Below are 13,209 nucleotides of genomic sequence, written 5' to 3'. Positions count from 1 at the left end.
GTTACGATTTCAGTTCCCGCCACTCGCCGTTAGCAAGATTTTCCAGCGTGTAATCCCCCATGGCATAGCGGATGAGGCGCAGCGTAGGAAATCCAACATGCGCTGTCATACGACGTACCTGACGGTTGCGACCTTCATATAAGGTAACTTTCAACCAGCTGGTGGGAATGTTTTTCCGTTCCCGAATCGGTGGATTTCTCGACCACAGCCATACGGGTTCCTCCACTACTTCAATGCCTGCGGGTAGAGCGGGGCCATCATTGAGCGTTACTCCGTTACGCAGGGCGTCCAGCGCTTCTGCTGTCGGCTCACCTTCAACCTGGACGTAATAAATTTTCCCGGTACGCTTACCGGGTTGCGTTAACCGCGCCTGCAGAGCGCCGTCATTGGTCAGCACCAAAAGCCCTTCGCTGTCCCGGTCGAGTCGGCCCGCCGCATAAATTCCCGGCACGGGAATAAAATCTTTTAACGTGCTTCTGCCAGCCTCGTCAGTAAATTGTGGCAAAACATCGTAGGGTTTATTGAACAAAACCACGCGTTTTGGCTGGTTTTCTTTACGCTGCTTAGTGACTTGTCGTGAGCTGAATCGCTCAACCCGGTGATTTCTAAAAGAAGTTTTTTGCATGGTATTTTCAGATTATATCAATTGCCGCATTATAGCCTAAGAACGAGTGTCTTTCATGGCGGCGAACAATAGGGTAGTATTGACACGCTCATTACAAATCATTAACAAAAAGTTGCTCTAACGCATCCGTGTAGCAGGACGCAAACGCACATGCAGCGTGATGACAGACGAGCAGAACCAGAAGCGCTCGAAGGAGAGGTGAATGGAAAGCAAAGTAGTTGTTCCGGCGGAAGGTAAGAAGATCACCCTGCAAAACGGCAAACTCAACGTTCCTGAAAATCCGATTATCCCGTTCATTGAAGGCGACGGTATCGGCGTTGATGTAACCCCACCGATGATCAAAGTTGTCGATGCTGCTGTCGAGAAAGCCTATAAAGGCGAGCGTAAAATCTCCTGGATGGAAATCTACACCGGCGAGAAATCCACTCAGGTTTATGGCCAGGACGTCTGGCTGCCTGCTGAAACCTTAGATCTGATTCGTGAATATCGTGTTGCCATTAAAGGCCCTCTGACCACCCCTGTTGGCGGCGGTATTCGCTCTCTGAACGTAGCTCTGCGTCAGGAACTTGACCTGTATGTCTGCCTGCGTCCGGTGCGTTATTATCAGGGCACACCAAGCCCGGTTAAACACCCTGAACTGACCGACATGGTCATCTTCCGCGAAAACTCCGAAGACATCTACGCGGGTATCGAGTGGAAAGCTGACTCTGCCGATGCTGAGAAAGTGATTAAATTCCTGCGCGAAGAGATGGGCGTGAAGAAAATCCGCTTCCCGGAACATTGCGGCATTGGTATCAAACCGTGTTCTGAAGAAGGGACTAAACGCCTGGTGCGTGCAGCGATTGAATACGCCATCGCCAACGATCGTGATTCAGTTACCCTGGTACACAAAGGCAACATCATGAAGTTCACCGAAGGCGCGTTCAAAGACTGGGGTTACCAGTTAGCGCGTGAAGAATTCGGTGGTGAACTGATCGACGGCGGTCCATGGGTGAAAATCAAGAACCCGAAAACCGGTAAAGAGATCGTGGTTAAGGACGTTATCGCCGATGCGTTCCTGCAACAGATCCTGCTGCGTCCGGCTGAGTATGACGTGATTGCCTGTATGAACCTGAACGGTGACTACATCTCCGATGCGCTGGCCGCACAGGTTGGTGGTATTGGTATCGCGCCGGGTGCAAACATCGGTGACGAATGCGCTCTGTTCGAAGCAACCCACGGTACTGCACCGAAGTATGCAGGTCAGGATAAAGTGAACCCAGGTTCCATCATTCTGTCTGCTGAAATGATGCTGCGCCACATGGGTTGGGTAGAAGCGGCTGACCTGATTGTTAAAGGTATGGAAGGCGCGATCAACGCCAAGACCGTAACCTATGACTTCGAACGTCTGATGGAAGGCGCTAAGCTGCTGAAATGTTCAGAGTTTGGTGACGCGATCATCGAAAACATGTAATCCAGACCTTGGGTTGTATGATAACGGGAGCCGAGAGGTTCCCGTTTTTTTGTGCACAGAAAACCCCCAGCTAGACTGGGGGGCCGGAAAGCTTTCAGCTTTGGGCCAGTTATTAAAACCCTTTTTGATTTGTTAAAACACCTTGCGGTCTGGCAACTGCAAGGGTTAAACAAGAAATCAAAAGAGGGTCCCAATGGGAGACGAAAAGAACTTAGCGCACACCCGATGGAACTGTAAATATCACATAGTTTTTGGGCCCAAATACCGAAGACAAGCATTCTACGGGGAGAAAGGTAGGGCGATAGGCAGCATCTTAAGAAAGCTGTGTGAGTGAAAAACGTGCGGATCCTGGAATCGGAGTGCTGTGCAGATCGTATCCATATGCTTGTGGAAATCCCGCCCAAAATGAGCGTATCCGGCATTATGGGTTATCTGAAAGGGAAAAGCAGTCTGATGTTGTATGAGCAGTTTGGTGATATGAAGTTTAAATACAGGACAGGGAGTTCTGGTGCAGAGGTTACTACGTCGACATGGTAGGTAAGAAAACGGCGAAGATAACTACCTGCAGGAGTACATCAGGACGCAATGCCTGAATTAACTGAGCCAGCTTAATTGCGGATTTCATATACCTGGGTGTCCAATCAATTAAGCACAGTACAATGACATAATCATGCGTTATGTCGCCGCAGTGTTCCGCATTAACTATGACTGTAGCCCGATGTGGTGATCCTTCACGCGGGTTTGTCCCTTAAGCCAGCTTCTACGGTGCTGAGTGGAAGAAATCGGACTACTAGTTCAACTATCATTATATTAATGGATTATTGTTCTCAACATCTTCCATGTATAAAAGCGTATCGTCAACAGAGTAGTAATGCCGTTTGTTATCATTGACATCCGTAACCCATCGGAAAACGCCAGCATTGACAAGTGTTGCAGTATATTCACGAAATGTGGATTTCCCGGAATAATGAATCTGGGCTGCTTTTTTTACTTGTTCCGGGTTCTTGTTTGTACTGACTTTCAATAAGTCTCTTTTCCCTCTTATTAATATTACTTCATCATTTTCTGTCACAACTCTGATGTTATCAGTAGCCAGGTAGTAAATATAATAAGCAATATTCTGGCGTTTTAGTTCAGAGTAAAACCACGGAAAGTTATGTTCCTTTCTCACTTGCTCAAACATCTTTTCAAGAACATCAACCTGATCCATCAGGGTTATAACCTATTGTTAGTCATGAGAGCGTATAGTGTGCACGAACGGTTTTATCACTTCAATCTGGTCTGACTTCTTGGTGCGGACAGCAAAGCCATGAGAGCAATTGCGCACAGCCCATTTACGCGTGCGCACCCGGTGCGTGCAATTATTCTTTTGCTGAAAGTTTGTACGGAAATACATGCAGAGCGTTGGCTGCAATGGGATAAACGCCCAGGCCTTCTGTTCTGGCTTTGATTTCCTCGAAAGAGAGTGAAGGGGAGGGTTCTCGTCCGCCCCACAGATTAATGCCTTCAGGAACATCGTCCCGGCTGTACTCCTCGGCGATCTCGATGGTTCCGCCACTATTCAATTCGATGACAACGCTTTTTCCGTCAACAGGAATCAGGTTCCCGTCATTGTCAGTGATAAAGATTTTCATTTGATTACCTCTTATTAGTGCATTCCTATGATAGCAAAATTGGATGAGGTGAAACGCCGGTTTTGTACTGCGAATTTCAGTAATGATTTTATCAATAAATTAGTAAGTTACGTTGTTATTGAGGAAATGTGACTGGGCGCATGGCGACTTTTGTTTCTGTCTACCATGCTCTGTAGAGATAAATTAGAACACGTCAATGCTCATCGCAACGACTGATCAGTTTTCACCACAGGACATGAGAATGCGCAAAGCACTTTTACCGGTAACTGCTGCGGTGTGTCTTTTTTTAATCGGTGTTTTTATTCTTAATATGCAGCTTTGGTATTCCTCCTCGATGGAAACCCTCGGGGGGGCCAGATATGCCGCGAAAAATATGGATAACATACTTGATGAAGCTTTCCAGGCAACCCGTACCGCTATGCACATCGCTGAAAAAAAATGCGATTTGGAGGGGCAATACCAACTTGGAACCGAAGCTGCGCTCCGACCCCATTTGCGAACGCTGATAATTATTCGACAGGGGAAGGTTTGGTGTACCTCTTTGCCGGGTAATCGGATATTACTTAAGCATATTCCCGTTATAGCTGATACTAATTTACAACTGACTCCCGCAAGCAATACCGAGAATGAAATACCAGTTCTGCTGTATCAAACACGTTTTCACACAGGCCGTATAATCGTCACCATAAGTGGCGTGCATATCCGAGGGGCACTGAATGTCCCGTTAGCGGGAGTAACGTACTCGTTGCTTGTGGGTGACGCAGTACTCGGTTTATTTGGCGATGTGAAAACTGTTGCTGCAAATGCGCAGAAGTTTGGCCAAGTGAATTCCGCGAAATATTCCTTCAGCATCATTTACGCTGAACCACCATTGTTTAGTGCTAGCAGGTTGATCAGGCATGGCTTAGGGATCCTGATTTTTATCCTACTGATATCGCTCGCCGCCGCTTATGCCATTGATAAGTATCTGAACAAGAACGATACCCCTGAAGAAACGTTGCGCAGGGCGATAGTAAAAGGAGAGATCGTGCCTTTTTATCAACCTATCGTAAATGGTCGCGAGGGGACGTTACGCGGTGTTGAAGTGCTGGCCCGATGGAAACATCCTAAGGCCGGATATATCTCTCCTGCTTCCTTCATTCCCGTCGCTGAAAAATCAGGCCTGATAGTGCCACTAACTCAAATCCTGATGAGGCAGGTCGCGGAAAACATGAACGCCATTGCCAGCAAACTGCCATCCGGCTTCCATGTCGGCATTAACTTCAGCGCATCCCATATCACATCCCCTACATTCGTGCAGGAGTGCCTGCATTACAGGGATAGTTTTAACCGCGATGACCTCAATCTGGTAATCGAAGTTACTGAGCGCGAGCCGTTAGATGTGGATGAAGATCTTGTGCAGAGGCTCAATATCCTGCATGAGAATGGCTTTGTGATTGCGCTGGATGATTTTGGTACGGGCTATTCTGGGCTTTCTTATTTGCATGACCTGCACATTGATTACATTAAAATCGATCAGAGCTTTGTGGGAAGGGTAAATGAGCTTCCCGATTCAACCCGAATTTTAGATTGTGTCCTCGATCTGGCTCGTAAACTATCTTTAAGCATCGTTGCAGAAGGGGTTGAAACAAAGGCTCAGCTTGATTATCTCAACAAAAACAACATTGTTTTCCTGCAAGGGTACTATTTCTATAAACCAGTAACCTTCACTGAGTTCGTCATGATTCTGCTGTCAAAGCCTAAAGTGAAGGTTTTTGTCGAATAAATACAAGATAACCTAATTGATGAAAAGTGAGCATGAAATCTGCTTCGGTAGCAAAAATCCGACGATTATCTTTATCGTGAGACAAATCTCAGATTCTGTTAGTTAAAATCTATACCCTTATCGATGTGGTGGTTATTTATGTTTTCATATACAGCAACTGGATAATGGTATGGCAGATATAACATTCGCGATGGAGCGTGATTCAAGTCATAGAGCGGCGAAAAATAAGTTGGATGTGCGAAGCAAAGTGAAGAACACAAATCGCAACCAGCTTGCGATTGCCGCAGTCTTGTTTTTAGGCGGTATCGTCGGGGTTATTGTTTTGGCATTATATCTTATGGTGCAGGAAGGGGTGTTTCTGTATTAATTGTTTAAATATTCTTATATGTTAAAATAAGTTGCTGATTATATCTTGTGTCTTCTTTCAATAATATTCTGCTGGTCGGGGTATTAGTGTGCCCCGACCAGCAGGATCTTATAAAATTAGAACTGATAATTTAAAGATACCCAGTAGTTACGACCAGGGTTTACGTACCCAGTGGTGGATTGCGCCGTTTGATAGTAATCACCTGCGTAAGTACTATTACGCCCCACCTGATACAATTTGACCTCACTAAAGTCTTTATCCAGCACGTTATTAACCGCCGTATTAAGCGTCAGATCTTTGGTCAGCTTATAAGACATCCCCATATCGACGACGGTCCAGGCTTTTAAATCAGCGCCTTTATCGTCATAGACGGCCTTTTGTACCGCGCTAAGGTTGTCGTAATTTTCGGTAAAGCGTGGGGCTTTGCCGCGATAACGTGCGCTGAGCCAGGCGTTCATATCTTCCGTTGCCTGCCAGTTCAGACGGGCGTTAGCCATATGTTTTGGGGTGTAACTTAATGGCGCGCCTTTATTTTCACCATCTTTTTGCTTGCTCTGAGTGTAGGTGTAGTTGAGAGATAAGGTCAGCACATCCGACCATAGAGGGAAGGTGCTGGCAAATTCAACGCCATCGGTCCTCGCCTTGCCGCTATTGGTATAGCTGTTGGTATTATCATCGATAGAATATGAGACAATTTTATTTTTGTATTCGGTATAGAAGCCGGTAATGTTGGCGTTAAGCCCGGCGTCGTTCTCGTAATACAGCCCGGTTTCGTAGCTGATACTTTCCTCAGGTTTGAGGTCCGGGTTACCGACCGTATTCACCGTTCCCTGCGCGGTTACACCGCTGATCCCGTTATGCAACTGGCTTAGTGATGGTGCTTTATAACCTGTCGTTACGCCGCCTTTGAGGGTCCATTCGTCGGATGCGTCCCAGACCATATAGGCACGCGGGCTGAGATGACCGCCAAAGACATCGTTATGCTCATAGCGTGTTCCTGCGGTTAAGGCCAGCGAGTCGAGAATATGCCATTCATCTTCCGCATAGGCTGCCCACGTTTTCTGATGGAACGTCTCACCGGTATTGGCCAGTACCACACCATCTTTCATCCGGGCATCCCAGTATTCTCCGCCAAGGGTTAAGAGGTGCGAATCACCTAATGGCGTCAGCAGCACTGAGTCAAGAATGACGTTGGTGTTCTTCAGTTCACGCGCGTCACCGGCCCGGCCTGCGTTCTCTGGTGTGAGTGCGGAAGATACCAATTGCCGGCCTTTGTTTTCGGTTTCATTCCAGCCGAGGGAGGATTTCCAGGTGCCGAACGTTAAGGATGTATCGTGGCCGAGGGTCACTTTGTTACGCTCATAGCGTAGCGTTTTATCATACCCCCCTGTCAGGTTGCCCAACTGCCCGTCATCGTTGTCATAGCGCTGTCTGGCGGAGTCGAGATCTAACCACAGCGTATTGTTCTCATTGGTTTTCCAGTCGAGGCGCGTGCCAATATTATAGTTTTCCGATTCGGTAGGATAAGGTACGCGGGTGGAGGAGGTATCGCTGAGGGAGGTGACGCTGGAACCCTGACGCTGGGTTGTGCTCCCCCGAACCTGCATATCCAGTATGCCCGCAATCAACGGGCCGCTTGACCAGAAGTTGGCGACCGTACTGTTACCCCATTTATTACTCTCTTGCAGGTTAACGCCGGTATTGATGGAAGTGCTCCATTTATCGGTGCTTTTTTTGGTGATGATATTCACCACGCCACCGATTGCGTCGGACCCATAAAGCGTCGACATCGGGCCGCGGATCACCTCAATATGATCGATTGCCGCCAGCGGGGGCATAAAGCTGGTATTCATGGCAGAGAAACCGTTTGGCGTTACGTCGCTGCTGCCGTTTTGACGAATACCGTCAATCAGGATCAAGGTATAGCTGGCAGGCATGCCACGGATGCTGATCTCCAGACCGCCGGTTTTACCGGTGCTGCTTTCAACATCTACCCCTTCAACAGAACGCAGGGCTTCACCTAAGTCATTATATTTATTGGTTTGTAACTCTTGCTGCGAAATAACAGAGACGCTGGCGGCGGCATTGGTGATTTTCTTTTCATAACCGGAAGCGGTTACCACCATGACATCTTCAGCAAATACCAGGGGGCTGGAAAATCCTAAACAGGACAGAACGACAGAGGCAACAGGTTTTAAACGCATAGTCAAACTTCCTTTGTTAAAAATTCAAAGGCAGTAAGATAATTGATGGAAATGATAATACAAATAATTATCATTACAAATTTACATAACTTGTCACTTCTGGTGTTTTTCTTGAATAAATATACATAAATTGTCATGAGTTTTAGATAAGGAATTAGCAGGAAGGGACAATAGTCCGCATAGGCAATTATTAGTTCGGGATTAATATTTCTGTGAATAAATGGCGAGGGATTAATCTATTTTCTGAGATTCACATCGTACTCATAACGGAGTATCAGAAAAAGTATGATAATTTTAGAAAATCGTCATACTTTTCTGCGCCGCATCATTTTTTTCGTCATTTCTGTCCGCCATAATCCCTTCCCCAGGAGACTGCTTAACGACGGTAAATCGTTATGCGGCATAAAAATAACGTAAATCTGGATAACATAATGATCAAAGGCAAGCCGGCACTGCTTACGTGCGCATTGACTCTCGCATTAACCTCACCACTTCTTGCCGCGCAAAATGCGAGCGAAGGGCAGACGTTAAAACTGGCAATTGGACCAGAACCAACGGAAGGGTTTGACCCGATGCTGGGCTGGAGTCATGGCAGCTATTTGCTTTTGCATGCACCATTATTAAAACAAAATGCAGATATGAGCTGGGGAAACCTGCTGACGGAAAAAGTAGAAACCAGCGCAGACGGCAAAACCTGGACATTGACGTTAAAACCTGACCTTAAATTCTCTGATGGTTCCCCGCTAACCGCTGAAGATGTGGTGTTCACCTATAACAAAGCAGCAAAAAGCGGCGGCAAAATCGACATGGGAAACTTCACCCATGCCAGCCTGAAAGATAACCGTACGGTAGAAATTACGCTAAATAGCCCACAGAGCACCTTTGTGAATGTGCTGGGTTCTTTGGGTATTGTTCCGGCGAAACGGTATGACGAAAAAACATTTGCCAAAAATCCGATTGGCGCAGGTCCTTATCGGCTGGTGAGTTTTCAGCCGGGACAGCAGTTGATCGTGGAGGCTAATCCCTGGTATGCCGGTAAGAAAAATGATTTCAGTAAGCTGGTGTTTGTCTTCCTTGATGAAGATAACGCTTATGCCGCAGCGCGCAGTGGCCAACTGGGACTCGTACGTATCGCGCCGTCGATGGCGGTCGCTCCTCAGCAGACAAATTTGAAACTTTGGGTACGCGATAGCGTGGAAAACCGGGGCATTGTGTTCCCGATGGTTCCTGCAGGTAAAAAAGATGCCAATGGCTATCCGATTGGGAACGATATCACTGCCGATGTTGCCATCAGGCGCGCCATCAACTATGCCATCGACCGTAAGCAGCTTGCCGATCAGGTCATGGAGGGTCATGCGATTCCTGCGTATAGCGCAGTGCAGGGGCTGCCATGGCAGGGGCAATCCGTTGCGTTCAAAGATGGTGATAGCGAAAAAGCACGTACGATTCTGGAAGAAGCCGGCTGGAAGGTAGGTAAAGATGGCGTGCGAGTGAAAGACGGCAAAGAGGCTCGACTGACTTTATGGTACGCCAGCGGTGACAGTACGCGCCGGGATTTAGCCGAAGCTGTTCGCGCAATGCTGGAACCGGTGGGCATTCAGGTATCACTACAGTCAGGAAGCTGGGAAACCGTTGAACGTCACATGCATGCGAACCCGACGTTATTTGGTTGGGGAAGCCTGGATCCGATGGAGCTTTTCCATCATTACAGTAATCAGGCCGCGGGCGTGGAATATTACAATCCAGGCTATTACAGCAATCCTGTTGTTGAACAGCATCTTAAACAGGCTATCGACGCCCCAGACTGGCAAAAAGCGTTGCCTTTCTGGCAACAGGTGGAGTGGGATGGTAAGCAAGGGGCTGGCGTGCAGGGCGATGCTGCCTGGGCATGGCTGCTGAATATTCAGCACACTTATCTGGCAAATCCGTGTATTGATTTAGGCAAAGGCGCACCGGAGATTCACGGTAGCTGGTCACTGCTCAATAATCTGGACGAATGGACCTGGACCTGCCGTTGATGAAGTCTGTTGTGGGCCATTTTCTACGGCTGATAGTATTATTAGTGCTGGTTGCGGCTGGCACCTTTGTGCTGCTCAGTTTTTCTCCAGTCGATCCTATTCGCGCTTATATCGGCAACGATCTCCTGCATGTGCCGCCGGAACAATATGCACGCATTGCTGCTCGCTGGGGATTGGACCAGCCGCTATGGGAGCGTTTTGGTCACTGGTTTGTTCGTGTATTGCAGGGCGATCTCGGCTATTCCATGTTGTTTAATGCGCCGGTTGCCAGCGTGATCAAGGAACGCTTTTCCACCTCGTTTGCGCTGCTTGGCGGCGCGTGGCTACTCTCCGGCATATTGGGAACGGCAATGGGGTTTGTCGCGGGTCGCTACCTGAATCGCTGGCCGGACAAAGCAATCTGTCGCCTCAGCTATCTGCTTTCTTCGCTGCCGACCTTCTGGATTGGCATGTTGCTGCTGGCGTTATTTGCCGTGCGCTGGCCGGTATTTCCGGTCTGCTGCGCGTGGGAGCCGGGCAACAGCGGCGATATGGCGACGCTGACCGAGCGTCTGCGTCATCTGGTGCTTCCCGTTTGCGCGCTCAGTTTGCTGGGGCTGGGGCAAATTACGCTTCACACGCGGGAAAGCATCGCCAGCGTAATGAAAAGCGAATTTGTCCGTTTTGCGCGTTCCCAGGGAGATAAAGGCTGGTCACTGTTACGTCATCAGGTTCTGCGTCATGCAATTACGCCTGCGCTGTGTTTGCAGTTTGCCTCACTGGGAGAACTGTTGGGAGGTGCACTATTGGCCGAAAAAGTCTTTGCTTATCCAGGACTGGGGCAGGCCACTATTGATGCCGGGTTACGCGGCGATCTGCCGTTACTGATGGGGATTGTGTTGTTCAGTACCGTACTGGTGTTCATTGGCAACTCGCTGTCTACCTGGCTTGTCCGTATGTTGAACCGTGCTCTGGAGCGACCTGATGCTCTATAACCCGACGCCGACGCTAATTCGTCTTTTGTTCTCTTTTAGCTGCCTGTTATTCATTGCAGTGTATGGTGTCGCAATGCTGGATAACCCGTTGAGCGTTAATCTGCTTGCTCGTCATCTTCCACCTGATGCCATGTACTGGTTTGGCACCGATAACCTCGGTCGCGATCTGTGGATCCGTTGTTTTCAAGGTGCACTAACCAGTCTGCAAATTGGTATTGGTGCGGCGTTGTGCAGCGGTTTCATTGCGCTAATGATGGCGGCGGTTTCGCGCATACATCCGCGTCTGGATGTACTTATGCGCCTTATAACTGATGCCATGCTGTCGATGCCGCATCTGCTGTTGCTTATTTTGATCTGTTTTACGCTGGGTGGTGGGAAAAACGGGGTAATCATGGCGGTTGCACTAACGCACTGGCCGCGTCTGGCGCTGATCCTGCGTGCTGAAGCGCAGCGCGTGGCCCACAGTGACTATCTGACGTTGACCTGGCGTCTGGGACACGGCCATTTTTACTGCTGGCGGCATCACTATCTACCGGCGTTGTTACCCCAGTGGTTAACCGGGACATTGCTGATGTTTCCCCATGCGGTGTTACACAGCGCGGCGTTAAGCTTCCTCGGTTTTGGACTGGCACCGCATGAACCGTCGCTGGGCCTGCTGCTGGCGGATGCGCTGAGGTTTATCAGTCATGGCGACTGGTGGTTAGTGCTGTTTCCAGGACTGATGCTGTTCAGTCTGGTGATGTTATTCGATCAGCTCGCAAGGGCGGTGCATCGTTTATGGTTACGAGGTGACGCATGTTGAGTTTAAGGCAGGTCTCGCTGGACGTGGCGCGTTATCGCTGGTACGGCGCGAAAAACTGGTCTTCGCTGTTGCAGGATATCTCTTTCGACGTAGCGCCTGGTCAGATGGTGGCGCTAGTTGGGGGAAGTGGGGAAGGTAAGAGCCTGTTGCTGCAATGTCTGCTCGATCTCTTACCAGACAATTTGCGTTTCAACGGCGTTATTACCCTGGAAGGTAAAGCGCTGGGCAGTGATGATATTCGCAAATGTCGTGGCAATACCTTCAGCTACGTCCCACAAGGTATTCAGGCACTTAACCCGCTGCTCTCGATTGAAAAACATCTGCGCAGGGCATGCCAGCTTTCTGACCAGCAGTGGAATGCCGGAAAAATTGAACGATTGCTCCAGCGTAGTCGACTGGAAAGTCGCGTATTAGATGCTTTTCCGCGTCAGCTTTCAGGCGGTATGGCAAAACGTGTTCTGGCTTGTCATGCGTCTCTGAGTCAGGCTCGCTATATTCTGGCGGATGAAATTACCGCCTGGCTTGATGCACCTCTCGCTAATCAACTGCTTGAACAGTTGCGTGAGCAATGTGAGCAAGGGGCTGGTGTTTTGTGGGTAACGCATGACCTCACGCTGGCGGCCCGCCATGCGGATCGTATTGTCGCACTGCATCAGGGAAGGGTGTCGGATAACGTCAGCCGGGAACAGCTGTTACGCGGAGAGATTAGCGAACAACTGCAACGACAATGGCGGGCACTGCCTGAAAGAAATCAACTTTTTGGAGAGCGCGATGCTGTGCTGTCGTGATGTAACAATCCGTCAGGGGGAAAAGGTTCTGTGGCAAAATCTGACCTTTTCTCTACGCCCTGGAGAACGTATTGGGATTTGTGCGCCCAGTGGAACTGGCAAAACGACGCTGGGACGCGTGCTGGCGGGCTGGCAGAAACCAACTTCCGGTGACATTCTGATTGATGACCAACCGTTGCCGATGCACCAGTATTGTCCGGTGCAACTGGTGCCACAGCATCCAGAATTAACTTTTAACCCCCGACGCAGCACCGGTGATGCGGTGCATGATGCATGGCGACCGGATGCTGCAATGCTTACCCGTCTTCACATCAATCCAGAGTGGTTAACCCGCCGTCCCGGACAACTTTCTGGTGGTGAACTGGCGCGAATTGCTTTACTTCGCGCGCTGGACCCGCGGACACGTTTTCTTATTGCCGATGAAATTACAGCCCAGCTTGATCCTTCTATTCAACGGGATATCTGGGCGCTGCTGCTTGAAGAATCTCAGCGTCGGCCATTGGGTATGCTCATTATCAGTCATCAGCAGGCGCTGCTTGATCAGATCTGCACGCGAGCGCTACTCTCTTAGGCCTCTTT

The 13,209-nt window shown here is 49.0% G+C and carries 12 protein-coding genes and 1 pseudogene; 9 read left to right on the top strand and 4 right to left on the bottom strand.

The window, feature by feature from the left end; all coding sequences use genetic code 11:
- Position 1: 1 nt before the first annotated feature.
- On the bottom strand, positions 2 to 625 hold the full coding sequence (rluE, locus tag OGY13_RS14720) for a 23S rRNA pseudouridine(2457) synthase RluE (protein WP_213752525.1): 624 nt from the start codon (positions 623 to 625) through the stop codon (positions 2 to 4).
- A gap of 202 nt (positions 626 to 827) precedes the next feature.
- Between rluE and icd the strand changes: the two genes are divergently transcribed.
- Both icd and tnpA read left to right on the top strand, forming a co-directional pair.
- Positions 828 to 2,078: an NADP-dependent isocitrate dehydrogenase gene (icd, locus tag OGY13_RS14715; protein WP_088902426.1), complete on the top strand. Its 1,251-nt coding sequence runs from the start codon at positions 828 to 830 to the stop codon at positions 2,076 to 2,078.
- A 193-nt stretch (positions 2,079 to 2,271) separates the two neighbouring features.
- Positions 2,272 to 2,635 (top strand): annotated as a pseudogene (gene tnpA / locus OGY13_RS14710) (IS200/IS605 family transposase); the annotation flags it as partial.
- 248 nt (positions 2,636 to 2,883) lie between these two features.
- Here tnpA and OGY13_RS14705 read toward each other — a convergent pair.
- On the bottom strand, positions 2,884 to 3,288 hold the full coding sequence (locus OGY13_RS14705; protein ID WP_103285070.1) for a DUF1398 family protein: 405 nt from the start codon (positions 3,286 to 3,288) through the stop codon (positions 2,884 to 2,886).
- 151 nt (positions 3,289 to 3,439) lie between these two features.
- Entirely contained in the window at positions 3,440 to 3,712 is a 273-nt protein-coding gene (locus OGY13_RS14700; protein ID WP_063941461.1) for a hypothetical protein, read from the bottom strand.
- Between the two features lie 241 nt (positions 3,713 to 3,953).
- Between OGY13_RS14700 and pdeG the strand changes: the two genes are divergently transcribed.
- On the top strand, positions 3,954 to 5,477 hold the full coding sequence (gene pdeG, locus OGY13_RS14695; protein WP_213752526.1) for a cyclic di-3',5'-guanosine monophosphate phosphodiesterase PdeG: 1,524 nt from the start codon (positions 3,954 to 3,956) through the stop codon (positions 5,475 to 5,477).
- A gap of 169 nt (positions 5,478 to 5,646) precedes the next feature.
- Entirely contained in the window at positions 5,647 to 5,844 is a 198-nt protein-coding gene (locus OGY13_RS14690) for a hypothetical protein (protein ID WP_071444734.1), read from the top strand.
- A 116-nt stretch (positions 5,845 to 5,960) separates the two neighbouring features.
- Here the strand turns inward: OGY13_RS14690 and OGY13_RS14685 are convergent, their stop codons facing one another.
- Positions 5,961 to 8,048: a TonB-dependent receptor gene (locus OGY13_RS14685; protein ID WP_213752527.1), complete on the bottom strand. Its 2,088-nt coding sequence runs from the start codon at positions 8,046 to 8,048 to the stop codon at positions 5,961 to 5,963.
- Between the two features lie 395 nt (positions 8,049 to 8,443).
- On the opposite strand from OGY13_RS14685, the gene OGY13_RS14680 reads away from it, so the two are divergent.
- From OGY13_RS14680 to OGY13_RS14660, 5 genes are read left to right on the top strand one after another with little or no spacing between them, the layout of a single operon-like run.
- Positions 8,444 to 10,066 carry an ABC transporter substrate-binding protein gene (locus OGY13_RS14680; protein ID WP_213752528.1) on the top strand — a complete coding sequence of 541 codons (1,623 nt, stop codon included), beginning with the start codon at positions 8,444 to 8,446 and terminating at the stop codon, positions 10,064 to 10,066.
- Entirely contained in the window at positions 10,066 to 11,040 is a 975-nt protein-coding gene (locus OGY13_RS14675) for an ABC transporter permease (RefSeq protein ID WP_048214387.1), read from the top strand. Before OGY13_RS14680 ends, OGY13_RS14675 begins: the two co-directional genes overlap by 1 nt.
- Positions 11,030 to 11,842: an ABC transporter permease gene (locus tag OGY13_RS14670; RefSeq protein WP_213752529.1), complete on the top strand. Its 813-nt coding sequence runs from the start codon at positions 11,030 to 11,032 to the stop codon at positions 11,840 to 11,842. Before OGY13_RS14675 ends, OGY13_RS14670 begins: the two co-directional genes overlap by 11 nt.
- Complete coding sequence (locus OGY13_RS14665) at positions 11,836 to 12,630, top strand: ATP-binding cassette domain-containing protein (protein WP_213752530.1); 795 nt, start codon at positions 11,836 to 11,838, stop codon at positions 12,628 to 12,630. The genes OGY13_RS14670 and OGY13_RS14665 overlap by 7 nt, the downstream gene beginning before the upstream one ends.
- Positions 12,614 to 13,201, top strand: coding sequence for an ATP-binding cassette domain-containing protein (locus OGY13_RS14660; protein ID WP_008784505.1), 588 nt, complete (start codon positions 12,614 to 12,616; stop codon positions 13,199 to 13,201). Before OGY13_RS14665 ends, OGY13_RS14660 begins: the two co-directional genes overlap by 17 nt.
- Positions 13,202 to 13,209 lie beyond the last annotated feature (8 nt).

This window comes from Citrobacter sp. Cpo045, assembly GCF_030332875.1.
Lineage (GTDB): Bacteria > Pseudomonadota > Gammaproteobacteria > Enterobacterales > Enterobacteriaceae > Citrobacter > Citrobacter portucalensis.
Note: the sequence above shows the minus strand (reverse complement) of the source record. Positions and strands in the feature narration are given on the sequence as shown.

Coding starts and splice junctions, on each gene's coding strand:
- OGY13_RS14660 (WP_008784505.1), top strand. CDS start 12,614: ATGCTGTGCTGTCGTGATGTAACAATCCGTCAGGGGGAAAAGGTTCTG.
- OGY13_RS14665 (WP_213752530.1), top strand. CDS start 11,836: ATGTTGAGTTTAAGGCAGGTCTCGCTGGACGTGGCGCGTTATCGCTGG.
- OGY13_RS14700 (WP_063941461.1), bottom strand. CDS start 3,712: ATGAAAATCTTTATCACTGACAATGACGGGAACCTGATTCCTGTTGAC.
- OGY13_RS14680 (WP_213752528.1), top strand. CDS start 8,444: ATGCGGCATAAAAATAACGTAAATCTGGATAACATAATGATCAAAGGC.
- OGY13_RS14705 (WP_103285070.1), bottom strand. CDS start 3,288: ATGGATCAGGTTGATGTTCTTGAAAAGATGTTTGAGCAAGTGAGAAAG.
- icd (WP_088902426.1), top strand. CDS start 828: ATGGAAAGCAAAGTAGTTGTTCCGGCGGAAGGTAAGAAGATCACCCTG.
- OGY13_RS14685 (WP_213752527.1), bottom strand. CDS start 8,048: ATGCGTTTAAAACCTGTTGCCTCTGTCGTTCTGTCCTGTTTAGGATTT.
- rluE (WP_213752525.1), bottom strand. CDS start 625: ATGCAAAAAACTTCTTTTAGAAATCACCGGGTTGAGCGATTCAGCTCA.
- OGY13_RS14675 (WP_048214387.1), top strand. CDS start 10,066: ATGAAGTCTGTTGTGGGCCATTTTCTACGGCTGATAGTATTATTAGTG.
- pdeG (WP_213752526.1), top strand. CDS start 3,954: ATGCGCAAAGCACTTTTACCGGTAACTGCTGCGGTGTGTCTTTTTTTA.
- OGY13_RS14690 (WP_071444734.1), top strand. CDS start 5,647: ATGGCAGATATAACATTCGCGATGGAGCGTGATTCAAGTCATAGAGCG.
- OGY13_RS14670 (WP_213752529.1), top strand. CDS start 11,030: ATGCTCTATAACCCGACGCCGACGCTAATTCGTCTTTTGTTCTCTTTT.